Source organism: Enterobacter sp. 200527-13 (assembly GCF_027924865.1).
Classification (GTDB): domain Bacteria; phylum Pseudomonadota; class Gammaproteobacteria; order Enterobacterales; family Enterobacteriaceae; genus Enterobacter; species Enterobacter ludwigii.
In genome coordinates, this window is the sequence record NZ_BSCM01000001.1 from 300,384 (window position 1) to 321,908 (window position 21,525).

The following is a 21,525-nucleotide window of genomic DNA, read 5'->3' on the forward strand; positions in this document are numbered from 1 at the left end:
TACTCAGGGTAAGCCGGGTCATCGATATAATTTTATTTTCCAGCATGTTTTATTCAGGGAACGACTCGTACGATGCGTTTTTTATCAGCCCGGCTATTGAGCCTGCTTCTTACCGTGTGTTGTGTATGGCAACTGCACGCCCAGCCACTGGAACTGCAGCGTCGCGTTCAGGTTAACGCGCCGCATGTCCAGTTCAGTGAGGCGGCGCAACGCTGGCTGGACAGCCATTCCACGCTGCATGTGGGGGTTTGGGGGCAGGAGCAACCGCCGTTAAGCGAAGGGATGGGACATGGCGTCTTTGGCGGCATTGCCGCTGATTACCTGGCTATGCTGGAAGACAGCCTTAAGGTAAAAATTAAGCTGCATTACTACGAAAACAGCAGTGAAGCGTTACTCGCGCTGAAGCGCCAGGAAATACAGATGGTGGCTATCTGGAATCCGGAACTGTGGCCAAGCCCGGACCTGCAAGCCTCACCGCCCTGGCTGCTGGATAAAGCGGTTTTGATGACCCCAAAATCACAGGGTGAAACGCCTGTCGATCTGCGAAATAAAGTGATTGGCGTCGTCTCAGGAAGCCAGGCCAGTGAAGCGCTTCGCCGCCAGTATCCGGAAAGTACACTGCGCTTCCAGTCGTGGTATAACACCGCCGTCAGCGCGCTGGCCTTTAAGCAAATCGATGCGCTGTGGATTAACCGGGCCAGTGCGGAATATCTTACGCAATACCACCAGGTCAGAGACCTGAGCTGGACGTTCAGCCCGACGATACCTAATCTGAACATGAGTTTTGGTATCGACCGACAGCTACCGCTGCTGGCGGAATCCATCGATACCGTATTTAAACATATCTCGTTAGCCAGCCGTTTACGCATTGCGACCAGCTGGGGCCTGAACCGGAGCTTTGTGATCACCGCCAATCCACTGGGGTTAGATCCCGACGAGGAAAGCTGGCTACGCGAGCACGGGCAAATTCAGGTCATTATTGACCGCCGTCAAAGGCCTGTCACGTTTGTCAGCGAAGGTGAACCTCAGGGGCTGGTGGTCGATCTGCTTAACCAGTTTAACGACCAGTACGGCATTCGCTTTTCTTTCCTCAGCGTTGAAAGCGATGCTGAACTTCTGGCAATGAAGCGCGCTCACCCTGACGCACTGTTTGTTGAACAGGTTATCGATACGCCGCAGCAGACCAAAAGCGGTGCAGCGAAAACGCCTCCGTTGCTTACCACGCCCGCCGTGGTGGTGATGGATCAGGGCATCAAGCGCCCCAGTGATTTCTCACAGTTGAAAGGCGAGAAAATTGCCATTCAGGCGAACGACCCGCTGTTGCCCTGGCTGGACACCTGGTATCCCACCATTAAGCTGGTGAAAGTTCCGCATATGGACGACGCCCTTGAACGCTTAAAACGTGGAGAAGTCCGTGGGGTGATTGCACCGCAGTTTATTGCCAGTTATCTCGTGACTCTCCACCATCCAACCCGTTTTCATCTGGCGGTGACCCTTCCTGTGACGCCCGTCGATCTGGTGTTGTCGGCGCAAACGGACAGCAGCCAGCCGATCAATATCCTGAACAAAGCGCTGGCCGATATGCAGCCACGGGCGCTGATGCAAATGGCGGGTGACTGGCGTCAGGCGGCGATAGAAAACAGTGAAACCTGGAATAAAAGCACGTTCGTGAACTCGCTGCTGTGGGGCATATTGCTCTTTCTGGTCGTGGTGGGCTGCTGGCTGTGGATCCAGTATTTGCGCCGTGCATTACGCCGCGGCAACGTCTGGCAGCAGAAGTTGGCTGAGCAGCTGAAATTTACCCAATCACTGATAGACGCCTCTCCTGTTGCGCTCTATGTCCGCGATCGGCAGGGGAATTTACTGCGTTATAACCAGGCCTGGAGCGATACTATTGGCCTGTCAGGGCAGGATCTGAAAGGTCTGCCGATCACCGCCATCAATACGGTTGCGCCTTCAGAGCTGGCGGCGATCGAAGCCCGCTATCGCCAGGCATTGCAGGATGGTCAACCGCAGAAATGGTCCGCCAGGTTTCAGGTGGGTGAGCAGCCACGATACTTGCAGGGGTGGGTCGTGCCGTGGCATGACGGGCAGGGCGAGATTGGCGGGTTAATTGGCGGCTGGCTGGATATCACCGAAAAAGAGCTGTTGATTGCTCAACTCTCTGAAACAAAAAGTAATCTTGAGCAGGCGATTGCCAGTAAAAATGCCTTTATGCTGAGCATGGGGCATGAGGTTCGCACACCGCTTAACGTGATTACGGGTCTTCTGGAACTGGAACTTCAGGCGCTGGACGAGCGCCATGAACGCAACGAGAATCTGAACCTCATCTGGGAGTCCTCCCTTAATCTGCTTTCGTTAATTGGCGACATGTTCGATGTTTTCCGCGCCGATAACCCGCAACTGCTCGGCTTAACGCGCAGCACGAACCTGCCGCAGCTGATTGACAGCACGGTCGCCCTCTATCGTCAGCAGGCAGAAGCAAAAGGCATGAGCCTGAACGTGCTGATCGAGCTTTCAGCGCAACGCTACGATACCGATCCGCTGTTAATTATCCGCATTCTGTCGAGCCTCCTGCGCAATGCCATCAAGCATACTGACGGCGATGCCATTGATATCGAGGTGTATGAGGGAACCCGTGACCCACAGATTGAAAGCGTCCGGCTGGTGATTGAGGTGTGCGATGGGGGGCCGGGGATTTCTGAAGGAACCCAGGCACAAATCATCGAACGCGCGAACAACGTGACGCTTAAATCTGAGTGGACCGATACCGGCTTTAGTTTGCCCGCCTGTCTGCATATGGCGCGCGCTGCCGGGGCGGAGGTGCGCATTGAGAGCGAGCCGCACGAAGGATGTGTGGTGAGTTTCCTCTTTAATGCGACACCCTCAGCGAAAATAGCCCTGCATCATCCGGCACCGGACAGCGTAGCCAGCCTGCATATTCTGGTGGTGGATGATTATCCTCCCGCGCGTCAGACCTTGCAGCAGCGACTCGAATCATGGGGACACCGCGTCTCTTTGGCCACGCAAGGAGAAGAGGCGCTGGCAATGTGGAAAGCGCAGCCAGCGCGTTATGCCGCCATTATTACTGACTGTACTATGCCGGTGATGGATGGTTACGAACTGACCCGGCAGATCCGTGAGCATGAACAACGGGAAGGGCGTGAGGCGATCCCCATTTTTGGCCTGACGGCCATGAGCGGCACAGAAGCGGCCGCAAGCTGTATTGATGCCGGGATGGATGAATATCTGGAAAAACCGCTAACGCCGCAAAAATTGCAGGAGATGCTGGAGCGGTATTTCGCCAGTGCCGGAAAGACGGACGCCACCGTTGACGATAAAACACGCCAGCTTCAGCTCGAAATGATCGCCGTGAATCATGACGACGCCGAACACCTTAAACAGCGACTTGAACAGCGAGAACGCGACAAGGTTGGCCGCATGGCGCACCGGATTAACGGCGGTGCGCGGTTGATGAATTTTACCTCGCTGAAAGAGGCCTGTGAGGCGCTGGAACTCGCCTGCAACAACGAACAAGGCTGGGAATCCATCGAACCGTTGGTCAGCCGTGTGCTGGAAGAGATGGAACGGTTTAACGCGTGGCTGGAACGCCAGACGTGAGACGTCGGCAAAAGGGAATGTTGCGGCATAACGGCGATACCAGGGCAAATATCCTGCACCCTGACGCTGATTGGATATACTTCATGTGGCAGGTTGTGCTGTTTCCGGATTTTTCAGCCAGAGCGGAGACACCGCATCGTACATCCTGCAACGGGATCCAATGAAAATGTTCACCATGAAACAGTTATGGAGGTGTGGAAGATGGGATTATTAAGTTTTGTGAAAGAAGCGGGCGAGAAAATCTGGGATGCCGTATCCGGCGGTAGCAAGGAAGATCAGGCCGACAAGCTGAAAAAACATATTGATAGTCTTAACCTGCCTGGTGCCGAAAAGGTCAACATTAATGTCGCGGACGACGGTACGGCGACGGTGACCGGCGACGTGGGCTCCCAGGAAGATAAAGAAAAAATTCTGGTGGCGGTAGGTAACGTCAACGGGATTGGTCAGGTCAATGATAGCGTGACCGTCACCCAAAGCGGGGTGGAAAGCCGCTATTACACGGTGAAATCCGGCGATACCCTGAGCGCCATCTCAAAAGCGATGTATGGCTCTGCCAATGAGTATCAGCGTATTTTTGAAGCCAATAAACCGATGCTGACGCATCCCGACAAAATCTACCCGGGTCAGGTACTGATTATCCCGGCTAAGTAAGCCGTCAATCAGGACGTGTTAGCGATGTTTGTAGGGAGTCTGTGATGGGATTATTAGATCAAATCGGCAGCCTGGCCGGCGGGCAGGGCGGTAAGACGGAGCAACTCCAGGCGATCATGACCTGGATTGAGCAGCAGGGCGGCATTCAGGGGATCCTCGAAAAATTCCGCAATGGCGGCCTGGGCGGCGTTGTCGAGTCGTGGCTTAGCCAGCAGAGTAATCAGTCGGTCAACAGCGAACAGATCACATCGGTGTTTGGATCGCCTGCGCTGCAGGATCTTGGCGCAAAACTGGGCGTGGATTCTCAAACCGCGTCGACGCTGATTGCTGAATACCTGCCTAAAATCGTTGATGGCCTTTCACCGCAGGGCGAAGCCCCGGCCCAGGGCGACCTGATGTCTGCGGGACTTAACCTGCTCAAAGGTAAGTTCCTGAGTTAGTACAATCCGCAGCGTCATGACGCCGTGTACATACCAGGCCTGTATTCAGGCCTGGTATGTAGTATCAGGCTTAATGGGAAGAGACAAATATCGATGCCTGCTGCACAGGCGGAACGGCGAAATTACGCTGCATGCGTTTTATTTCCTCTGCGGGTGGCAAACCAAACAGCCGTTTGAATTCACGATTAAACTGCGACGGACTTTCATAACCGACGGCGTAGCTCGCGGCGGCGGCGGTAATATGCTGACGCACCATCAACATCCTTGCCTGGTGCAGGCGCACCGATTTCACATACTGCATCGGCGGCATACGGGTTATCGCTTTGAAATGGGTGTGAAACGTCGGCACACTCATTCCGGCCTCCATCGCCAGTTGATTAAGCGTTAACGGCTCAGCGTAGGCGGCATGGATGTGCTGCAGCACTTTGCCAATTTTGCCGAACTGCCCCTGTAAGGCCAGCGCGGCGCGCATGGCCTTGCCCTGGGCCCCCGTCAGGACGCGGAAATAGAGCTCTCGCACCCGTGCCGGGCCGAGGATCGCCGCCTCAAACGGATTGTTCAGTACTTCAAGCAGGCGCAGCACGGCCGTTTTTACCGCGTCGTCCATCAGGCTCGACATCATGCTTTGCGGCGCAGCGGGAGGATGTGGGGCGTGATGCTGCTCAATCTGCAACATCAGTTCAGCGGCAAGCTGAAAATCCAGATGCAGATATATCGCCAGTAAGGGGTGTTCTGCCGACGCGTCGGTTTCCATCACAAACGGCACCGGAACCGACACGGCCAGATAGTGCTGTTCATCATACAGATAGGTCTGCTGACCGAAAAAGCCGCGTTTGCTGCCCTGGCAGACAATCACAATCCCCGGATCGTAAAGCACGGGCGTTCGCGCAAGCGGGCGGTCGGCACGCAAAATTCGCACATCAGGCAACGCCGTCAGGTTGTACCCCTCCTGCACCGCCAGTGCTTTTACTAAGGTAATCATCCCGGACATCACTGCACCTCATAAAATCAGGCAATAAAAAGAGAAAATACGGCCTAAAAATACGGCAAAGCAGAGAATACCATGCAACCTTCACTGTTCATGGGAGTTATTTATGGCATCTGCAAAAACAATCTTAATCACCGGCGTCAGCAGCGGCTTTGGTCGTGCTCTGGCGGAGGAAGCCCTCGCCGCAGGCCATCGGGTCGTGGGGACCGTGCGCACCCCCGAAGCAAAGCAGGCATTCGAGGCACTCGATACGCAGCGGGCATTCGGCTGCCTGCTTGATGTCACGGACTATGCGCACATTGATGAAGTGGTTACGCAGAGTGTGTCTGCCGTCGGCCCGATTGATGTCCTTGTGAACAATGCCGGTTATGGTCACGAAGGCATACTGGAAGAGTCCTCGCTCGCAGACATGCGCCGCCAGTTTGAGGTGAATGTGTTTGGCGCCGTTGCGATGATCAAAGCCGTGCTGCCGGGCATGCGCCAGCGTCGTCACGGCCATATTATTAATATCACCTCGATGGGCGGTTTCATCACTCTGCCCGGTATCAGCTATTACTGTGGCAGTAAATTTGCGCTCGAAGGCATATCAGATACGCTGAGCAAAGAGCTTGCTCCATTCAACATACATGTCACTGCGGTGGCACCGGGCTCGTTTCGCACCGACTGGGCAGGACGCTCGATGGTACGCAGCGCGCGCAGCATCCCGGACTATGACGCGTTATTCGATCCTGTCCGCCAGGCTCGTCAGGAAAAAAGTGGTCAGCAACTCGGCGACCCCGTAAAAGCGGCGCGCGCCATGCTGGCTATCATTGAGAGCCAGATCCCGCCGACGCATTTATTGCTTGGCAGTGATGCTTTGAGTTTAGTGCGGGAAAAGCTCGCGCGTTTAGGTGAGGAAATCGATCGCTGGGAAGCGTTAACACGTTCAACGGACGGCTGAGCGGTGAACACGGGAGACATGATTACAGGCCGGTTTGCCACCGGCCAGTACGGGTCGCGGCGAAAGCCGCGACACTAGGTTGATTGCTGGCGTTCAGGGCAGACGGTACTGCGACGCCATGCCCCGGGGGCCTGGCCATACTGACGCTTAAAGCTGCGGTTGAAGGACTGCTGGGAGTCAAAGCCCAGCGCGATCGCCACGTTCAGGATCGGTTCATCGCTGTGGGTTAAGCGCTCGACCGACTTTTGCAGCTTTTGTGCACGAATATACTCGGCCAGCGGATACCCGGTATGTTCCTTGAAGATCCGCTGGAGATGCCATTTCGAGTAGCCTGCGCGCCTGGAAACGGTGTTAATGTCCAGGCGGCTTTCAAGGTTGTTGTCGATCCAGTCGAGTAGATCATGAATAAATGCGTCAGTGTTCATGGTTTCCCCCACGCCGCGTTTTAAAAAGCATTTTTGTCTGTTGCATTTAAAGATGACTCGCTCTGACATTAAATGCAAGTTTTATTGTTGCATTTAAATCCTTGCCGAAAACGCGCCTTTTGTCCCTGAGCCAAATAGCACATAAAGTGTATTAATTATTCTTGCACTAAATCTGACGCCTTCCTACAATCGCCGCGATAGTGTATTCGCAACTGTTACAGTTTTGTGGCGATGAACGACACAAATAGTCTCAAGCCAGTCCGGACAAAGGAAGTGGCGCCGCGTCTCCCGCAGCGTCTTGCCCGGCGGCTACCATTACCGGAATAAAAATAATGAGCCTGCAAAAACCCTGGGTTAACGTTCATCTGACGGCGCTGGGAGCGATGTTCCTCTCCATGCTGCTTGTCGGATGCGATGACGGCGTGGCACAAAATGCCGTCCCACAAGCGCCCGCTGTGAGCGCCGCTGACGTGGTAGTGAAATCCATCAGTCAGTGGGATAGCTTTAACGGCCGGATTGAAGCGGTGGAAAGCGTTCAGCTGCGCCCCCGTGTCTCCGGCTACATTGATAAAGTGAATTACACCGACGGCCAGGAAGTGAAAAAGGGCGAGGTGCTGTTCACTATCGATGACAGAACCTATCGCGCTGCGCTGGAACAGGCGCAGGCCACCTTAACGAGAGCCAAAACGCAGGCCAGCCTGGCGCGCAGTGAGGCTAACCGTACCGATAAACTCGTCAATACCAACGTCGTCTCCCGTGAAGAGTGGGAGCAGCGCCGTTCGGCCGCCGCTCAGGCGCAGGCCGACATTCGCGCCGCGCAGGCAGCAGTTGACGCGGCACAACTTAACCTCGATTTCACCAAAGTGACCGCGCCTATTGATGGCCGCGCCAGCCGCGCGCTGATCACCAGCGGTAATCTGGTCACTGCGGGTGACAGTGCCAGCGTCCTCACCACGCTGGTCTCCCTGAAAACGGTCTACGTCTACTTTGATGTGGATGAAGCAACCTACCTTCACTATCAAAATCTCGCCCGCAGCGGGCAGGGCGCGTCCAGTAATCACCTGGCGCTCCCGGTTGAGATTGGTCTGGTGGGGGAGGAGGGTTATCCCCATCAGGGCAAGGTGGATTTTCTTGATAATCAGTTAACGCCGAGCACCGGCACCATCCGTATGCGCGCGCTGCTGGATAATGCGCAGCGTCAGTTCACGCCAGGACTGTTTGCCCGCGTACGCCTGCCGGGCAGCGCTGAATTCAAAGCCACGCTTGTCGACGATAAAGCGGTGCTGACCGATCAGGATCGCAAATACGTTTATATCGTTGATAAAGAAGGTAAAGCGCAGCGCCGCGATATCACGCCGGGGCGTCTGGCCGCCGGTTTACGTATCGTGCAGCAGGGGCTGAACCCTGGCGATAAAGTCATCGTCGACGGTTTACAAAAAGTGTTTATGCCGGGTATGCCGGTTAACGCGAAAACCGTTCCGATGACCGCCAGCGCCGCGCTTAACTGATCCCTTACCCGAGAATCCGACATATGGACTTTTCCCGCTTTTTTATCGACAGGCCGATTTTCGCCGCAGTACTGTCGATTCTGATTTTCATCACAGGATTAATCGCTATCCCGCTGTTACCGGTGAGCGAATATCCTGACGTCGTACCGCCAAGCGTGCAGGTGCGCGCGGAATATCCGGGTGCCAACCCGAAAGTGATTGCAGAAACCGTGGCGACGCCGCTGGAAGAAGCCATCAACGGCGTTGAAAACATGATGTACATGAAATCCGTTGCAGGCTCTGACGGCGTACTGGTAACCACCGTGACGTTCCGCCCGGGTACCGACCCGGATCAGGCGCAGGTTCAGGTGCAAAACCGCGTGTCACAGGCCGAGGCGCGTCTGCCGGAAGATGTACGACGTCTGGGTATTACCACCCAGAAACAATCACCGACGCTGACGCTGGTGGTGCATCTGTTTTCGCCGGGCGGCAAGTACGATTCACTGTATATGCGTAACTACGCCACGCTTAAAGTGAAAGACGAACTGGCGCGTCTGCCGGGCGTGGGTCAGATTCAGATTTTTGGCTCTGGCGAATACGCGATGCGCATCTGGCTGGATCCCGACAAGGTGGCAGCCCGCGGGTTGACGGCCTCGGATGTCGTGACGGCGATGCAGGAGCAAAACGTTCAGGTTTCCGCCGGACAGCTTGGCGCCGAGCCGCTGCCGAAAGAGAGCGATTTTCTGATCTCCATTAACGCCCAGGGGCGTCTGCACACGGAAGAAGAGTTTGGCAATATTATTCTGAAAACGGCGCAAGACGGCTCGCTGGTACGCCTGCGCGACGTGGCGCGTATTGAAATGGGCTCTGGCAGCTATGCGCTGCGTTCCCAGCTCAACAACAAAGACGCGGTCGGGATCGGTATCTTCCAGTCCCCGGGCGCGAACGCCATCGATTTGTCTAACGCCGTGCGCGCGAAAATGAACGAACTGGCCACGCGTTTCCCGGAAGATATGAAATGGGCAGCACCGTACGACCCGACGGTTTTCGTTCGCGATTCCATTCGCGCGGTTGTGCAGACCCTGCTGGAAGCGGTGGTGCTGGTAGTACTGGTGGTGATCCTGTTCCTGCAGACCTGGCGCGCGTCGATTATTCCGCTGATCGCGGTGCCGGTATCGGTTGTGGGGACGTTCAGCATTCTCTACCTGCTTGGCTTCTCACTCAATACCCTGAGTTTGTTCGGGCTGGTGCTGGCTATCGGTATCGTCGTGGATGACGCCATCGTGGTGGTGGAAAACGTCGAGCGAAATATCGAAGAGGGGCTTTCTCCGCTTCAGGCGGCGCATCAGGCGATGCGTGAAGTTTCGGGGCCGATTATCGCGATTGCGCTGGTGCTGTGCGCGGTGTTTGTACCGATGGCGTTCCTCTCCGGGGTAACCGGCCAGTTCTACAAACAGTTTGCGGTGACTATCGCGATTTCGACGGTGATTTCCGCCATCAACTCGCTGACGCTCTCGCCGGCACTGGCAGCGCTGCTGTTAAAACCGCACGGCGCCCCGAAAGACTTCCCGACCCGGCTTATCGATCGTCTGTTCGGCTGGCTGTTCCGTCCGTTTAACCGCTTTTTCCACCGTAGCTCAAACGGTTATCAGGGGCTGGTGGGGAAAACGCTCGGACGCCGTGGCGCGGTGTTTGTTGTTTATGTGCTGCTGCTGTGCGCGGCTGGCGTCATGTTTAAAGCGGTCCCCGGTGGGTTTATACCTACCCAGGATAAGCTGTATTTAATTGGCGGCGTGAAAATGCCGGAAGGGTCTTCACTGGCCCGCACCGATGCGGTGATCCGCAAAATGAGCGAAATCGGGATGAATACCGAAGGCGTGGATTATGCGGTCGCTTTTCCTGGGCTTAACGCGCTGCAGTTCACCAACACGCCGAATACCGGGACGGTCTTCTTTGGTCTGAAGCCGTTCGATCAGCGTAAACACACGGCGGCGGAAATTAACGCTGAGATCAATGCCAAAATCGCTCAAATTCAGCAGGGCTTTGGTTTCTCCATTTTGCCACCGCCGATTTTAGGGCTGGGGCAGGGGTCGGGCTATTCGCTGTACATCCAGGATCGCGGTGGTCTGGGCTATGGTGCGCTGCAAAACGCGGTGAACACCATGTCCGGTGCGATTATGCAGACGCCGGGGATGCATTTCCCGATCTCAACCTACCAGGCTAACGTTCCGCAGCTGGATGTGCAGGTTGATCGAGATAAGGCGAAAGCGCAGGGCGTGTCGCTGACCGATCTGTTCGGTACGCTGCAAACCTATCTGGGATCGTCTTATGTGAACGATTTTAACCAGTTCGGGCGTACCTGGCGCGTGATGGCGCAGGCCGACGGGCCGTTCCGCGACAGCGTGGAAGATATTGCGAATTTGCGCACCCGTAATAATCAGGGCGAAATGGTGCCAATCGGCAGTATGGTGAATATCAGCACCACCTACGGGCCGGATCCGGTGATCCGTTATAACGGTTATCCGGCGGCGGATCTGATTGGCGATGCCGATCCGCGCATTCTCTCTTCGGCACAGGCGATGACGCAACTGGACGGAATGTCTAAGCAGATCCTGCCGAACGGGATGAATATTGAATGGACGGATCTGAGCTTCCAGCAGGCCACTCAGGGCAACACGGCGCTGATCGTCTTCCCGGTCGCGGTGCTGCTGGCTTTCCTGGTGCTGGCCGCACTGTATGAAAGCTGGACCCTGCCGCTGGCGGTGATCCTGATCGTTCCGATGACGATGCTGTCCGCGCTGTTTGGTGTCTGGCTGACCGGGGGCGATAACAACGTCTTCGTGCAGGTGGGGCTGGTGGTACTCATGGGGCTGGCATGTAAAAACGCGATTCTTATCGTTGAGTTTGCGCGCGAGCTGGAGCTTCAGGGGAAAGGGATTATGGAAGCGGCGCTGGAAGCGTGCCGCCTGCGTTTACGCCCGATTGTAATGACCTCCATCGCCTTTATTGCCGGGACGATTCCGCTGATCCTCGGTCACGGCGCAGGCGCAGAAGTGCGCGGTGTCACCGGGATCACGGTGTTCTCCGGGATGCTGGGCGTGACGCTGTTTGGTCTGTTCCTGACGCCGGTGTTTTATGTGACGCTGCGTAAATTCGTTACGCGCGGCAAGCCGGTCAACGACGTTTTACCTGCCTAGGTTTTTACAGGGCACAAAAAAACCGCCTTCTCGTTAAGGCGGTTTTTTTTCGTATCAGTAAGGGCATGGCTACGCTTTTTTATGCAGGCCTTCAATTTCAGGCACCGGATCGCACCCGCTGGTATCGGCTTTTTTGACTTTTTCCAGCGCGCTGGCCACGGTATGTTGAGCCAGAACCTCTAACGAAGCCTGCTCCGCTTCATCGGCGATAGATTTGAAGTACCAGCACGCGTTGGCGCTGACGACGCAGCGAGCCGGTACGTCAGGACGCGACGCCCACAGCTTTTTATCTTCTATGACAGAAACATAGATATCACGCAGGGTGATCTTATCCGCCGGACGACCAAGATGAATAGAACCGTTACGGCCAAGGGTTGAGACGATAATGCCGTCACGCGTAAGCGGAACCATCAACTTGCGGATAAAGCTCGGATTCGCTTCCAGTCCGTAGGCCAGAATCGCACTCGTCGAACGTTCACCCGATTGCTCCGCCATCGCTACGCTGAGAACCATCTGCAAAGCTGTCGGGAAGCGGTAATCTAACATTTCATTGTCCTGGGTTGCGGTGAATCTTGTTCTTTTTGGCACCGCAGAGGTGAATAATCAATAAGTAACAATATAACAAATACGGCAATTTTTTTGAAGCAGACAACGCCTGACCTGGCCCGTAAAAAAGCGTTTACGCTTCGCGTCTGATGGCAGCATAAGACCCATCCATACGCTTTACCGATTGTATAAGCATCGTCTATTTCATCATGGCGACTGATAAAAATATTATGAAAAAATGCTGATCGAATCGCCGCTGTTTTTTTGAGCACATAAAGGGAATGACATTATCCTCACCAGAAGAAACAGGAGTCAGACCTATCCTGTCATTCATACATTAAAAAGCGGGAACGGGTCTGGTTTCTGTTTGAGTTGCCCGGCAATCTCATTGAGTTTCAAGAGTGCTTGCTTTAACTGGCTGAACTCCGTTCCGCCAATACACAACCTGACGCCGTACTGATCCGACTGTTGACCCACTTCAGTCGAGGCCGGTGCTGTCACTTTGATGCCTGTCGCCAGCGCTGCATTGTAGAAAGAGTGCGCGTCATCGCGTGAAAACGGTAACCAGAGATGAAAGCTGGGCAGCCCTGAGCGATAAACGTGCTCTCCTAAAATGTCGATAGCGAGTTGGTAACGACGCCGGGTTTCGTGTTCAATTGCGAGGGTGACGGTTTCTGCTGTGCCATCAATCAGCCATTGCTCCATGATGGAACTGCTTAGCGGAGAGACCATCATCGCCGTTGCCCTCAGCATGGATTCTGCTCGTGAATACAGCGCCTCTGGTACCAGTAGCCCGCCAATCCGCAATGCTGGATTAAGGATCTTAGATAAGCTATTCACATATAAGGTGATATCGGGGGCTATTTTGGCAATCTGTGGCAATTCTGTCGTGCTCATCAGCCGATAAACATCATCCTCAATAATCTTTATGCCTCTTTCCCGGCAAACCCGAACCAGTTCCTGACGGCGGGCCAGGCTCATAATGCGTGTGGACGGACTTTGTAAGAGCGGCGTGACATAGACAGCACCGCCTTTTTCCGCATTTTCATCGAGGGTCTTTTCCAGAACAGAGACATCCATGCCTTCGTCATCCATCGGGATCCCCACTAATGTGAGCTTCAGTAAATGCGACAGCTGAATCAGCCCTGAATAGGTCTGAGCCTCAACGTACAGTCGGCCAAAAGGTTCACAGACCGTAGACAACGCTACAGAGAGCGCATGCTGAGCACCGTTCGTTAAGATGAGACGCTGGTAATCTGCCGGGACACCCAGACGACTGAACCACTGCGCAAGAAGCCGCCGGTGTTCATCATGGCCCGTTGCCGGGGCGTAAGTATTAAACATATCCATGTCAGGACGCCGTGCGAGGGTGGTGAGTGTCTTACTCAGTGACCGGGAGGTCAGCGCTGCCGGCGGGGTGTTTTGCGACAGGTCGATGAAGGTTCGGCTTCTGGAATTGGCCAGCGCGACAAACATTCCGCTGCCCTTAACGCTTCGAACCAGACCCCGTCTCTCCAGGATCCCATAGGCTTTCGTTACAGTACCCACCGCGATACCGAGCGTATCTGCCAGTTCACGATGTGCCGGAAGGCGCGCGCCGAGCCTCAGCAGGCCTGAAAGAATATCGTCTGACAACGCCTGGACCAGCCGATCGGTAGGGGATGAATTGCCTTCTGCAAGATGGGGTTGCCACGGAGAACGTTCGCGCATGAGATTACCATAAGTGTAATGTGACACTATTTATATTTACTGATAGTGTCACATATTTTATTCTGGCGCCAGTATTTGAAATAGACGAAATGAGCGAAACGCATGAGTGAACAACGTGTGGATGTCAGTTCTGCCAGACCATTACTGGATAAGAGTGAAACGAAGAAAAAAGAAATCCTTCGTGGCCTGAAAGATGGGTTACCCGTATTACTGGGCGTGATCCCGTTTGCGCTGGTGTTGGGTGCGCAGGCAAGCCATAAGGGGCTCACGCCTCTCGACGTTCCCTTGATGACAGGATTAAATTTTGCCGGCGGGTCTGAATTTGCCGCCATACAAATCTGGACGTCGCCGCCCCCTTTTTTACTTATTATGGCCGTAACATTACTGGTAAACAGTCGTCATATTTTAATGGGGGCGACGCTGGTTCCCTTACTTTCTCGTTTTCCAAAACGAAAGGTCTTACCTGCGCTTTTTTTTATGACGGATGAGAGTTGGGCACTCAGTTATAATGACGCGCATTCCAGAAATAACAAAACGGCGCCGCTGTTCAGCATGCCATATTATATGGCGGTCTCTTTATCTTTCTATACGATGTGGGTTTTCTGTACCGCACTCGGCGCGTTAATTGGCCCGGTGCTGGGCGATGTTCACCAGTATGGTTTTGATATGGCCTTTCCGGCGGTCTTTCTTGTGCTGGTCAGGGGAATGTGGAATGGCATTCGTAAAGCCGTGCCCTGGATAATCAGTCTGGTTGTCTCCGTGGCGGTATGTCATTTTATTGCCGGCCTGTGGTACGTCATTGCTGGCCCCTTAGCAGGATTAGCCGTTGCCGCATTTTTAGGGGGAGAGGATGCCTGATTATCAGACCTTCATCGCCATCGTATTAATGGCACTCACCACGTACGCAACGCGTGTGACCGCTTATCTAATATTACGAAACCGGGTGCTAACGCCCAGGGCGATGACGGTACTTAAATCCTCTCCCGGTTGTGTCATGCTGGCTTTCATTGCGCCTTTTTTTGCCTCCGGAAATCCCGCAGATCTGATCGCGTTAGGGTTAACGTTGGTTGTTGCAATGCGCTTTTCAATGCCGGTGACGGTGATCTCCGGCGTGATGTTTGCCTTTATACTTCGCTATTATTTAGGGTAAGTTTCCAGACCTGCCGCGCAACCAAAAACAGAACCGACTTCCCACATTCCATTCTCCGCCGCTTTGCGCGACGTGGTAATGTTGGCGTCGAACAGGTTCTGCGTTGAGGATCCCGCTATGACCACGTTTTATCAACTGACAGCCACCCGTCTGGATGGAGAGCCTGTCGCTATGCTCGACTTCGCTGGCAAGGTGGTGTTGGTCGTGAATACCGCCAGCCAATGTGGCTTCACGCCACAATACGGCGGCCTTGAGGCGCTTTATAAGAAATACGCCGCTCAGGGGCTGGTGGTGCTTGGGTTCCCCTGCAACCAGTTCGGTAAACAGGAACCCGGCGATGCCGACGACATCGCCAGGACCTGTCACATTCATTACGGTGTGAGCTTCCCGATATTCGAGAAGATCGAGGTCAACGGAGCCGCAGCGCATCCGGTGTTTCGCTATCTGAAAAACGAATTGCCCGGCGTGCTGGGGGGACGAATCAAGTGGAACTTCACCAAGTTCCTGATCGGACGCGACGGTAAACCGCTCAAGCGTTTTGCGCCGATCACCACCCCCGAGAAAATGGAAGCCGCAATCCTTACTGCGCTTGAACGCTAAGTATTGTGGTCATGATGGCCTGAACTCTGAGGTATTCATTGCAGGGGGCGTTTATCGCGCATCGCAGACGCCATGACCGCATCTAAAATAGCACTCACGGAAAGATGTCACTCCCTCTCCTCATGCTATATCTCCATAAACATACCCATTAATGAAAGGACGTATGGAGATGCTGAGAGGCAAAAGAGCGGTTATTACGGGTGGGGGCAGGGGATTTGGTCAGGCGCTGTGCGTATGGCTGGCGCGGGAAGGCGTTGAGGTAGATTTTTGCGCGCGGCGGGCTGATGATATTCAACAAACCTGCAGTCTTATCACTGCTGAAGGCGGTATGGCAAAAGGGTATATCTGTGATTTAACCCGGGCTGAATCCCTTTCTGCGTTTTCTTCACAGCTATTAACTTCAGACAAGCCCATAGATATTTTAATTCTCAATGCTGCCCAATGGTTGTCAGGAACGTTAGACGACCAGCCTGATACCGACATTATTAATACCGTCAGTTCCGGCCTGACAGCGTCGATTCTTCTGACGCAGGCTCTGTTGCCTGGGTTAAGACGTTCAGACAGTGCTGATATCGTCTCAATTATCTCTTCCTGCGGGATCCCGAATTTCACGGATTCAATTGCGCACCCCGCTTTTTTCGCCAGCAAACATGGGCTCAGCGGATTTACAACAAAACTCGCACAGCAATTGTCCAAAGAAAATATACGGGTTACCGGACTGTACCCTCCTGATTTCGAACTTACAGGGTTAGATTCGAGTGTCGATAGTCAATGCAGAATGGGAGAGCGGCTCTTGAACGGGCGATCGGTCTGGGAAGCGATTCGTTTTGTGTTGGTTCAACCGCGCAGTTGTCATATAAGTAGCCTCTACTTTCAAGGTCCAACTCGTGAAGACCTGAGTGATAGGGTCTAAATCGGGTGATGTTAAACAGAACAGTCTTCGCACGGAGCAGCATGTTGATACCAAATGAAACAGGCTGCTCTGTGCCCTAAGTGGATGCGTTGAGTCAATATGGGGGTTATGGCAATTCAGGGATACCGACAGGATATCCGGAAGTTGACATTAAAGGGGTGAAATTGCCTCAACAACATGCTGGAAAACGTAAGGGTCAGAAAGTAGCTTAAATTCTTCATCATCCGGGTAAGTGACCGCCACATGATAGTTTTCTCCAGCAAATGCCTTCACTGACTGCAGATCCTGCCAGTAAGTTGCCAGAAAGAAATGCTCCCAACTTCCCTGCGTTTCCCTGCGAACGAACGCGCCTTTGTTCCCCGATATGCTCCTGGAATGCTCTACCCCTGTTTTTTCAAGGTGTTTTGCAAAACCTTCCGCATGTTCAAGCGGAACACATCCATGCCAGGTCCTTACAATCATTAGTGTTCTCTCTTTAGGGATGGTGAGGGTATAACCATATCATCAGAAAGCACCTCATGGTGTGATTAACGAAGAACGCTATCTCGCACATCGATTTATCGAACATTCTTCACCTTGCTTCAGACTGAATCTCATGACCACGATAAATTTAGGTCACTTCCGTTTTTTGCTCACAGTTGCATCCAGCCGCTGTGTACCGCTAGCGGCAAACATCAGTGCTCTGAGGAGGGAAGCGCTGCAGCGCTCTTTGTTGAGATAGCTCCCTCAATTCGGTTTTCCTTACGCTATGATAAATCATTATATTTTGCTCAAGGGCCATACATGAACATCTCCATCTGCAGACCAGACGAATATGATGATTTGGCTGATATTTTTATCGAAATGGAAACCTACTATAACCAGACGCTTTGCCTGTCCAGGCGTGACATGTCCGTGTATCTGAGGGATAAGATCTTTGCAGCCGACTCCGGTACCGAAGTTCACAAAGTGGTTTGTGATGGAGTTATCGCTGCGTTCTCATGTGTATCAGTGATGTACCCCTCTCCGCGATTTAGTGGGCAAATGTTTATCAAAGAGCTTTTTGTCTCTGCACCTTTCAGAAGGGCTGGAATTGGGAGAGGGCTGATGAGTTTTATAGCCAGCCGTGCTAAAGAACGCGGGTGCTTTCAGCTCGACTGGTTATCTGTGGCAGCAGACCCACTGGCGCAGACGTTTTATGAGTCTCTCGGTGCTCAGATTATCAGGAGCGTTAACTATCATCGGATTTCAGGCCCATCAATAGATAAGCTTGCCCGTCGTGCCAACTGAAGCATTCAGGCAAAGATACTCCCCGTTGAAAACCATATCATTATGGAAGGTCCGCTTCTCATTCATAGCGGACCTTCTGCTCCGTTAGTTTGGCCGCTTTATGCCAGCAGCGGACGTAGGCTGAATTGAAAGTAGCCATGATGTGTTTTCATTATGACCGGTTACGTTAGAATAGCCTCGTTGAAAACGATAGAGCTGGAGTAAAAATGTTTGCTGATTTTGGTATCGTGAATTTCTGGACGTATCTACTTGGTGCGACACTGATAGTCCTTGCCCCCGGCCCTGAGACCATGTTCGTGATTAAAACAAGCATTACGAGCGGCATCAAACGAGGCTTTGCTGCAATATTTTCCATTCTCATGAGTGACGTACTTCTGGTTCTGCTGGCATGGTGTGGGCTGGCCGCGGTTATAAGCTCAACTCCTGCCTTGTTTAACGCCATCAAATACGCAGGTGCTGCCTATCTTTTCTATCTCGGTGTCCAGACGATACGCGCTATCTTTAAGCCAGCTCTCGAAACGAGTCAGGAAAATAAATCTTCAGCTGATGCTAAGGAGATCATCGGGCGCGGAATGCTGGTTACTCTACTGAATCCAAAGACGCTGCTGTTCTATATCTCTTTCTTCGCCCAGTTCATCAATGTTCAGGCTGAACACTCATGGATGGCGTTTATCATTCTTGCTGCAGTAATGTTCGCAATTACTCTCGTTTATTTCGGTTTCCTCGTTTTCTGCGGCTCTTATCTGCTCAGCCGTCTGAAAGGCAACCGTAGGTTATCAACCATTGGAAACGCGCTGGTAGGTATGTTCTTCATTGGATTTGCAGCGCGACTCGCAAGCGCAACTTACTGACAAGACAGCTAAACCGCCTCACGGCGGTTTTTTTTACGTTCTTACGCTGGATGGGACGGCCGCTCTTCGCTCACAGCGGACTTTATGCTCGGTGAGTTCGCCCGCTCTGTGCCAAAGCAGGCATTTCTCCTTCGCAACCATTATGTATTAATCACTGGGGGTCAGGTCGTTTTCTATGAGGTCTATGCATTTTCTGAATGCCAGTTAAACGCAAACGTGATGACTGGTAAGAGAGTTACTGACGTAGCGGTGAATCATCAACGCTGGCGGGTCATTTGCAGGAGGAGCGTTTACTGTTCCAAACCAGACAGGATTAGCCGGGCAGACGGAGCCACAAATGTAGGCAGGTATGTCCGCAAATGTACCAGCTATTGGTCTATGGACATGGCCTGTAGAAATGGCGAGTAGTCTGGTCGGGGAGCGTCTTATCAAATCTTCCATCTCAGTTAGACCTCTGCACATAGTTTCGTCTAGCGTTGGTATGCCAGATGCAAATACATGATGGTGCAAAAACAGCAATGAAGGAGGGCTGTCTGCGTCGCTAAATTGATTATCCAACCATTCCAGATGGTCAGTCACACTGCCGTAATCCTTATAATTAACCGTCGAATCCAGACCAATCAGGCGAATGCCACCGGTATTATGAATTAAGTGCAGGGCTTCTCCTTGGGCATCGTGCGCCCATCTATTTTCATCCCAAACAGAACGCATCAGACTGCGGTCGTCTGAGTTACCCGGCAGGATATACGAAGGGTAATTTTGCTGATTCAGGCGGTCAGCTATCTGTACATAACCTTCCTGCCAATACCCATCCGTTAGATCACCTGTAAGTACCAGTACGTCCGGTTGCAGATGCGTAAGCCAATTTAATATCTGGTCGAACCGAAACAGATGATCATTCTCGGGTGAGGCGTGAATGTCTGAAACCTGCGCTATCAGCATAAAGGCCTCATACGATTATTGTGTGGGGAACAAGATCGTGATACATGGCCATAAATCCGGTTTCAAATTTCATTTTTTCACCACTATGGCAACAATGGACAGATTAATTAGGATCGGTAATTCAAAAGTTACGCTGAATCAAACTGGCTCCGAAGGCGGTCGGGAATTCACAGTAAATCGCTAAGTTTAATTTCTAATGCTCAGAGCCAATGTTAGCAGGGATGCGTAAGGTCCGCTTTTCGCTCATAGCGGACCTTGCAGTACACTGGTCTGTTTCGTGCCAGAAGCGTAAAAATGCTTTTATGTAAGCTTAATAAGACAGCCATTTTTCGGCTTACTCCTACTAATCTTCTGATAACTATCTTAACTGTGTTGTGTCTTTGATTAAGCAACAAGCCCTACTGTTTGAGGTGTTATTCACAATCAGTCTCAATCACGCTTTTCTTACCCAGCACTGCAACAGCCATTCCTGAAGCGACTATCCCAATAAAAATCGTAGTTATTAACAGTGATAATGACAGCGATGTCACAGTCAGAAGGGCACTCGCAAATATCACACCCATGGCATTGGAGGTTCGCAGTAAGGCGAAGACTTCGGCTTTCAGATGCGGAGGAGACATTTCATCAAGTACAAGCGAAAAATGTGTTCCAAGTGGGGCAATGACAGAGCCAATACACATCACACCCACAATGGTTGTAATGACGGAGAAATTAACAGTAACCATCAAAGCCCCTAGCATCATCAGACACAGATGTAAAAGTACTGTGCCGGGTGCAGACATCCGGTTGCGGATACTGACCCAGACTCCTCCCATGACAGAGGCAAGGCACAGGGGAACGGTGAAAAAAATGGCATAAAATGGCTCATACCGAAAGTTCAGGGCTAACGCCACAGCACCTATCTCAACGGCTGCGACGGTTGCTTCAGCTGCAGTAGAGCATATAAGCACCAAAGCAACCGGTCTTGTCAGTGCTCTTTGCCTGGTTTTAACCACGGCAGGGGAGCTCCGGATATTAAACCGGGGAATGAGAACAACGGGAAGTATACCCAGAGCGGTAATGACGAGCAGAGAAAACACCGGGGAGATGCTTCCCAGTCCTGATGCGGCCACGGGAGCCAGAACAAAAACCATCTCATTCAGAGTCGCGGCCATACCCAGCCCACGTGGTAAACGGTTTGCGTTAACCACGTGGTTTAATATCACCCTTAAATACCCCTGAGCTGCACCATTTACCAGTCCGGCCAGACTGGCAAGTATGACTAATACCGTAAAAGGCAATTTATACCATGATGCCAGTACTATGCAGAGTAAAGCCATAGAACGAGTCAGCGTCAGAAGCTGGAAGTAAGTGACCGAGTTAAAGCGGTTGCCCAGGCGTGTAAACGGGATCACGCCAATAACCTGAGCAATCGTCATGGCAAGGATCATCGCTGCTCCGCCTCTGCTGTCGCCTGTGATACTGAGTGCAAGCAATGAGAATGCAATGGGACCAGCTGCCTGTGGAAAGCTCAGGAAAGCTGATGAAAGAAGCCATCTGATGAACGACCTGGACTTTTCCCCTTCAGGAGTAGCAGATGATTTATGAAGTTCCCGGGAAGACTTTTTGCTGATATTCATTAATCGTTTTACCGAAATTAGCGCCTGTGATTTCTGTAACCTGGCGGTGGCAGAAGGGCTATAGGCCGTATCTGATTGCCGGATATACATTGTGCAAAACACTTCTTACCTTAATCGATGAACCATGAATCGATGAACCATGTAAAAAAACCAGCCTGGTGAAGAAGCTACATTCA

At 52.7% G+C, this 21,525-nt stretch carries 19 protein-coding genes; 12 read left to right on the forward strand and 7 right to left on the reverse strand.

Annotated elements, in window-relative coordinates:
• Positions 1-72: 72 nt before the first annotated feature.
• The 3 genes from QMG44_RS01350 (at position 73) to QMG44_RS01360 (ending at position 4,712) form a co-directional block, all read left to right on the forward strand.
• Positions 73-3,621 carry a response regulator gene (locus QMG44_RS01350; protein ID WP_086532838.1) on the forward strand — a complete coding sequence of 1,183 codons (3,549 nt, stop codon included), beginning with the start codon at positions 73-75 and terminating at the stop codon, positions 3,619-3,621.
• Positions 3,622-3,822: 201 nt separating this feature from the next.
• Positions 3,823-4,272 (forward strand): peptidoglycan-binding protein LysM, encoded by a 450-nt coding sequence (lysM, locus tag QMG44_RS01355; RefSeq protein WP_086532946.1) that lies wholly within the window; start codon positions 3,823-3,825, stop codon positions 4,270-4,272.
• A 44-nt stretch (positions 4,273-4,316) separates the two neighbouring features.
• Entirely contained in the window at positions 4,317-4,712 is a 396-nt protein-coding gene (locus QMG44_RS01360; RefSeq protein WP_020885102.1) for a YidB family protein, read from the forward strand.
• 70 nt (positions 4,713-4,782) lie between these two features.
• On the opposite strand, the gene QMG44_RS01365 is transcribed toward QMG44_RS01360, so the two are convergent.
• Positions 4,783-5,703, reverse strand: a complete 921-nt coding sequence (locus tag QMG44_RS01365; RefSeq protein ID WP_232937270.1) for an AraC family transcriptional regulator — start codon at positions 5,701-5,703, stop codon at positions 4,783-4,785.
• Between the two features lie 103 nt (positions 5,704-5,806).
• On the opposite strand from QMG44_RS01365, the gene QMG44_RS01370 reads away from it, so the two are divergent.
• A complete protein-coding gene (locus QMG44_RS01370; protein WP_086532836.1) occupies positions 5,807-6,640 on the forward strand; it encodes an oxidoreductase in 834 nt (277 codons plus the stop codon).
• A 74-nt stretch (positions 6,641-6,714) separates the two neighbouring features.
• On the opposite strand, the gene QMG44_RS01375 is transcribed toward QMG44_RS01370, so the two are convergent.
• Positions 6,715-7,065 (reverse strand): helix-turn-helix domain-containing protein, encoded by a 351-nt coding sequence (locus QMG44_RS01375; RefSeq protein ID WP_032670748.1) that lies wholly within the window; start codon positions 7,063-7,065, stop codon positions 6,715-6,717.
• Positions 7,066-7,397: 332 nt separating this feature from the next.
• On the opposite strand from QMG44_RS01375, the gene QMG44_RS01380 reads away from it, so the two are divergent.
• A complete protein-coding gene (locus QMG44_RS01380; protein ID WP_014168988.1) occupies positions 7,398-8,573 on the forward strand; it encodes an efflux RND transporter periplasmic adaptor subunit in 1,176 nt (391 codons plus the stop codon).
• 23 nt (positions 8,574-8,596) lie between these two features.
• The gene (gene oqxB, locus QMG44_RS01385) at positions 8,597-11,749 is read left to right on the forward strand and encodes a multidrug efflux RND transporter permease subunit OqxB (protein WP_020885098.1); all 3,153 of its coding nucleotides are present in this window, start codon (positions 8,597-8,599) and stop codon (positions 11,747-11,749) included.
• Positions 11,750-11,818: 69 nt separating this feature from the next.
• Here oqxB and QMG44_RS01390 read toward each other — a convergent pair whose 3' ends face one another.
• A complete protein-coding gene (locus QMG44_RS01390; protein WP_020885097.1) occupies positions 11,819-12,295 on the reverse strand; it encodes an Rrf2 family transcriptional regulator in 477 nt (158 codons plus the stop codon).
• Positions 12,296-12,625: 330 nt separating this feature from the next.
• Complete coding sequence (locus QMG44_RS01395) at positions 12,626-14,005, reverse strand: PLP-dependent aminotransferase family protein (protein ID WP_086532835.1); 1,380 nt, start codon at positions 14,003-14,005, stop codon at positions 12,626-12,628.
• A gap of 102 nt (positions 14,006-14,107) precedes the next feature.
• Between QMG44_RS01395 and QMG44_RS01400 the strand changes: the two genes are divergently transcribed.
• The 4 genes from QMG44_RS01400 to QMG44_RS01415 all read left to right on the forward strand — a co-directional run bounded on the left by QMG44_RS01400 (position 14,108) and on the right by QMG44_RS01415 (position 16,668).
• The gene (locus QMG44_RS01400) at positions 14,108-14,863 is read left to right on the forward strand and encodes an AzlC family ABC transporter permease (protein ID WP_032677597.1); all 756 of its coding nucleotides are present in this window, start codon (positions 14,108-14,110) and stop codon (positions 14,861-14,863) included.
• The gene (locus QMG44_RS01405; RefSeq protein ID WP_014168994.1) at positions 14,856-15,155 is read left to right on the forward strand and encodes an AzlD family protein; all 300 of its coding nucleotides are present in this window, start codon (positions 14,856-14,858) and stop codon (positions 15,153-15,155) included. Before QMG44_RS01400 ends, QMG44_RS01405 begins: the two co-directional genes overlap by 8 nt.
• Positions 15,156-15,272: 117 nt before the next feature.
• Positions 15,273-15,755, forward strand: a complete 483-nt coding sequence (locus tag QMG44_RS01410) for a glutathione peroxidase (RefSeq protein ID WP_020885093.1) — start codon at positions 15,273-15,275, stop codon at positions 15,753-15,755.
• A gap of 169 nt (positions 15,756-15,924) precedes the next feature.
• Complete coding sequence (locus QMG44_RS01415) at positions 15,925-16,668, forward strand: SDR family oxidoreductase (protein ID WP_086532945.1); 744 nt, start codon at positions 15,925-15,927, stop codon at positions 16,666-16,668.
• Between the two features lie 150 nt (positions 16,669-16,818).
• Here the strand turns inward: QMG44_RS01415 and QMG44_RS01420 are convergent, their stop codons facing one another.
• Complete coding sequence (locus QMG44_RS01420) at positions 16,819-17,130, reverse strand: hypothetical protein (protein ID WP_025204747.1); 312 nt, start codon at positions 17,128-17,130, stop codon at positions 16,819-16,821.
• A gap of 321 nt (positions 17,131-17,451) precedes the next feature.
• Here QMG44_RS01420 and QMG44_RS01425 point away from each other — a divergent pair, with 321 nt between their 5' ends.
• Positions 17,452-17,937, forward strand: a complete 486-nt coding sequence (locus QMG44_RS01425) for an N-acetyltransferase (protein ID WP_025204746.1) — start codon at positions 17,452-17,454, stop codon at positions 17,935-17,937.
• Positions 17,938-18,143: 206 nt separating this feature from the next.
• Complete coding sequence (gene leuE, locus QMG44_RS01430) at positions 18,144-18,788, forward strand: leucine efflux protein LeuE (RefSeq protein ID WP_025204745.1); 645 nt, start codon at positions 18,144-18,146, stop codon at positions 18,786-18,788.
• A 204-nt stretch (positions 18,789-18,992) separates the two neighbouring features.
• Here leuE and QMG44_RS01435 read toward each other — a convergent pair whose 3' ends face one another.
• Complete coding sequence (locus QMG44_RS01435; RefSeq protein ID WP_025204744.1) at positions 18,993-19,730, reverse strand: metallophosphoesterase; 738 nt, start codon at positions 19,728-19,730, stop codon at positions 18,993-18,995.
• Positions 19,731-20,143: 413 nt separating this feature from the next.
• Positions 20,144-21,439 (reverse strand): MFS transporter, encoded by a 1,296-nt coding sequence (locus QMG44_RS01440; protein ID WP_232969593.1) that lies wholly within the window; start codon positions 21,437-21,439, stop codon positions 20,144-20,146.
• Between the last annotated feature and the right edge of the window lie 86 nt (positions 21,440-21,525).

What these genes read in the sequence shown, in the direction of transcription:
- QMG44_RS01350 (WP_086532838.1), top strand. Translation starts at nt 73, where the DNA reads ATGCGTTTTTTATCAGCCCGGCTATTGAGCCTGCTTCTTACCGTGTGT.
- lysM (WP_086532946.1), top strand. Translation starts at nt 3,823, where the DNA reads ATGGGATTATTAAGTTTTGTGAAAGAAGCGGGCGAGAAAATCTGGGAT.
- QMG44_RS01360 (WP_020885102.1), top strand. Translation starts at nt 4,317, where the DNA reads ATGGGATTATTAGATCAAATCGGCAGCCTGGCCGGCGGGCAGGGCGGT.
- QMG44_RS01365 (WP_232937270.1), bottom strand. Translation starts at nt 5,703, where the DNA reads ATGTCCGGGATGATTACCTTAGTAAAAGCACTGGCGGTGCAGGAGGGG.
- QMG44_RS01370 (WP_086532836.1), top strand. Translation starts at nt 5,807, where the DNA reads ATGGCATCTGCAAAAACAATCTTAATCACCGGCGTCAGCAGCGGCTTT.
- QMG44_RS01375 (WP_032670748.1), bottom strand. Translation starts at nt 7,065, where the DNA reads ATGAACACTGACGCATTTATTCATGATCTACTCGACTGGATCGACAAC.
- QMG44_RS01380 (WP_014168988.1), top strand. Translation starts at nt 7,398, where the DNA reads ATGAGCCTGCAAAAACCCTGGGTTAACGTTCATCTGACGGCGCTGGGA.
- oqxB (WP_020885098.1), top strand. Translation starts at nt 8,597, where the DNA reads ATGGACTTTTCCCGCTTTTTTATCGACAGGCCGATTTTCGCCGCAGTA.
- QMG44_RS01390 (WP_020885097.1), bottom strand. Translation starts at nt 12,295, where the DNA reads ATGTTAGATTACCGCTTCCCGACAGCTTTGCAGATGGTTCTCAGCGTA.
- QMG44_RS01395 (WP_086532835.1), bottom strand. Translation starts at nt 14,005, where the DNA reads ATGCGCGAACGTTCTCCGTGGCAACCCCATCTTGCAGAAGGCAATTCA.
- QMG44_RS01400 (WP_032677597.1), top strand. Translation starts at nt 14,108, where the DNA reads ATGAGTGAACAACGTGTGGATGTCAGTTCTGCCAGACCATTACTGGAT.
- QMG44_RS01405 (WP_014168994.1), top strand. Translation starts at nt 14,856, where the DNA reads ATGCCTGATTATCAGACCTTCATCGCCATCGTATTAATGGCACTCACC.
- QMG44_RS01410 (WP_020885093.1), top strand. Translation starts at nt 15,273, where the DNA reads ATGACCACGTTTTATCAACTGACAGCCACCCGTCTGGATGGAGAGCCT.
- QMG44_RS01415 (WP_086532945.1), top strand. Translation starts at nt 15,925, where the DNA reads ATGCTGAGAGGCAAAAGAGCGGTTATTACGGGTGGGGGCAGGGGATTT.
- QMG44_RS01420 (WP_025204747.1), bottom strand. Translation starts at nt 17,130, where the DNA reads ATGATTGTAAGGACCTGGCATGGATGTGTTCCGCTTGAACATGCGGAA.
- QMG44_RS01425 (WP_025204746.1), top strand. Translation starts at nt 17,452, where the DNA reads ATGAACATCTCCATCTGCAGACCAGACGAATATGATGATTTGGCTGAT.
- leuE (WP_025204745.1), top strand. Translation starts at nt 18,144, where the DNA reads ATGTTTGCTGATTTTGGTATCGTGAATTTCTGGACGTATCTACTTGGT.
- QMG44_RS01435 (WP_025204744.1), bottom strand. Translation starts at nt 19,730, where the DNA reads ATGCTGATAGCGCAGGTTTCAGACATTCACGCCTCACCCGAGAATGAT.
- QMG44_RS01440 (WP_232969593.1), bottom strand. Translation starts at nt 21,439, where the DNA reads ATGTATATCCGGCAATCAGATACGGCCTATAGCCCTTCTGCCACCGCC.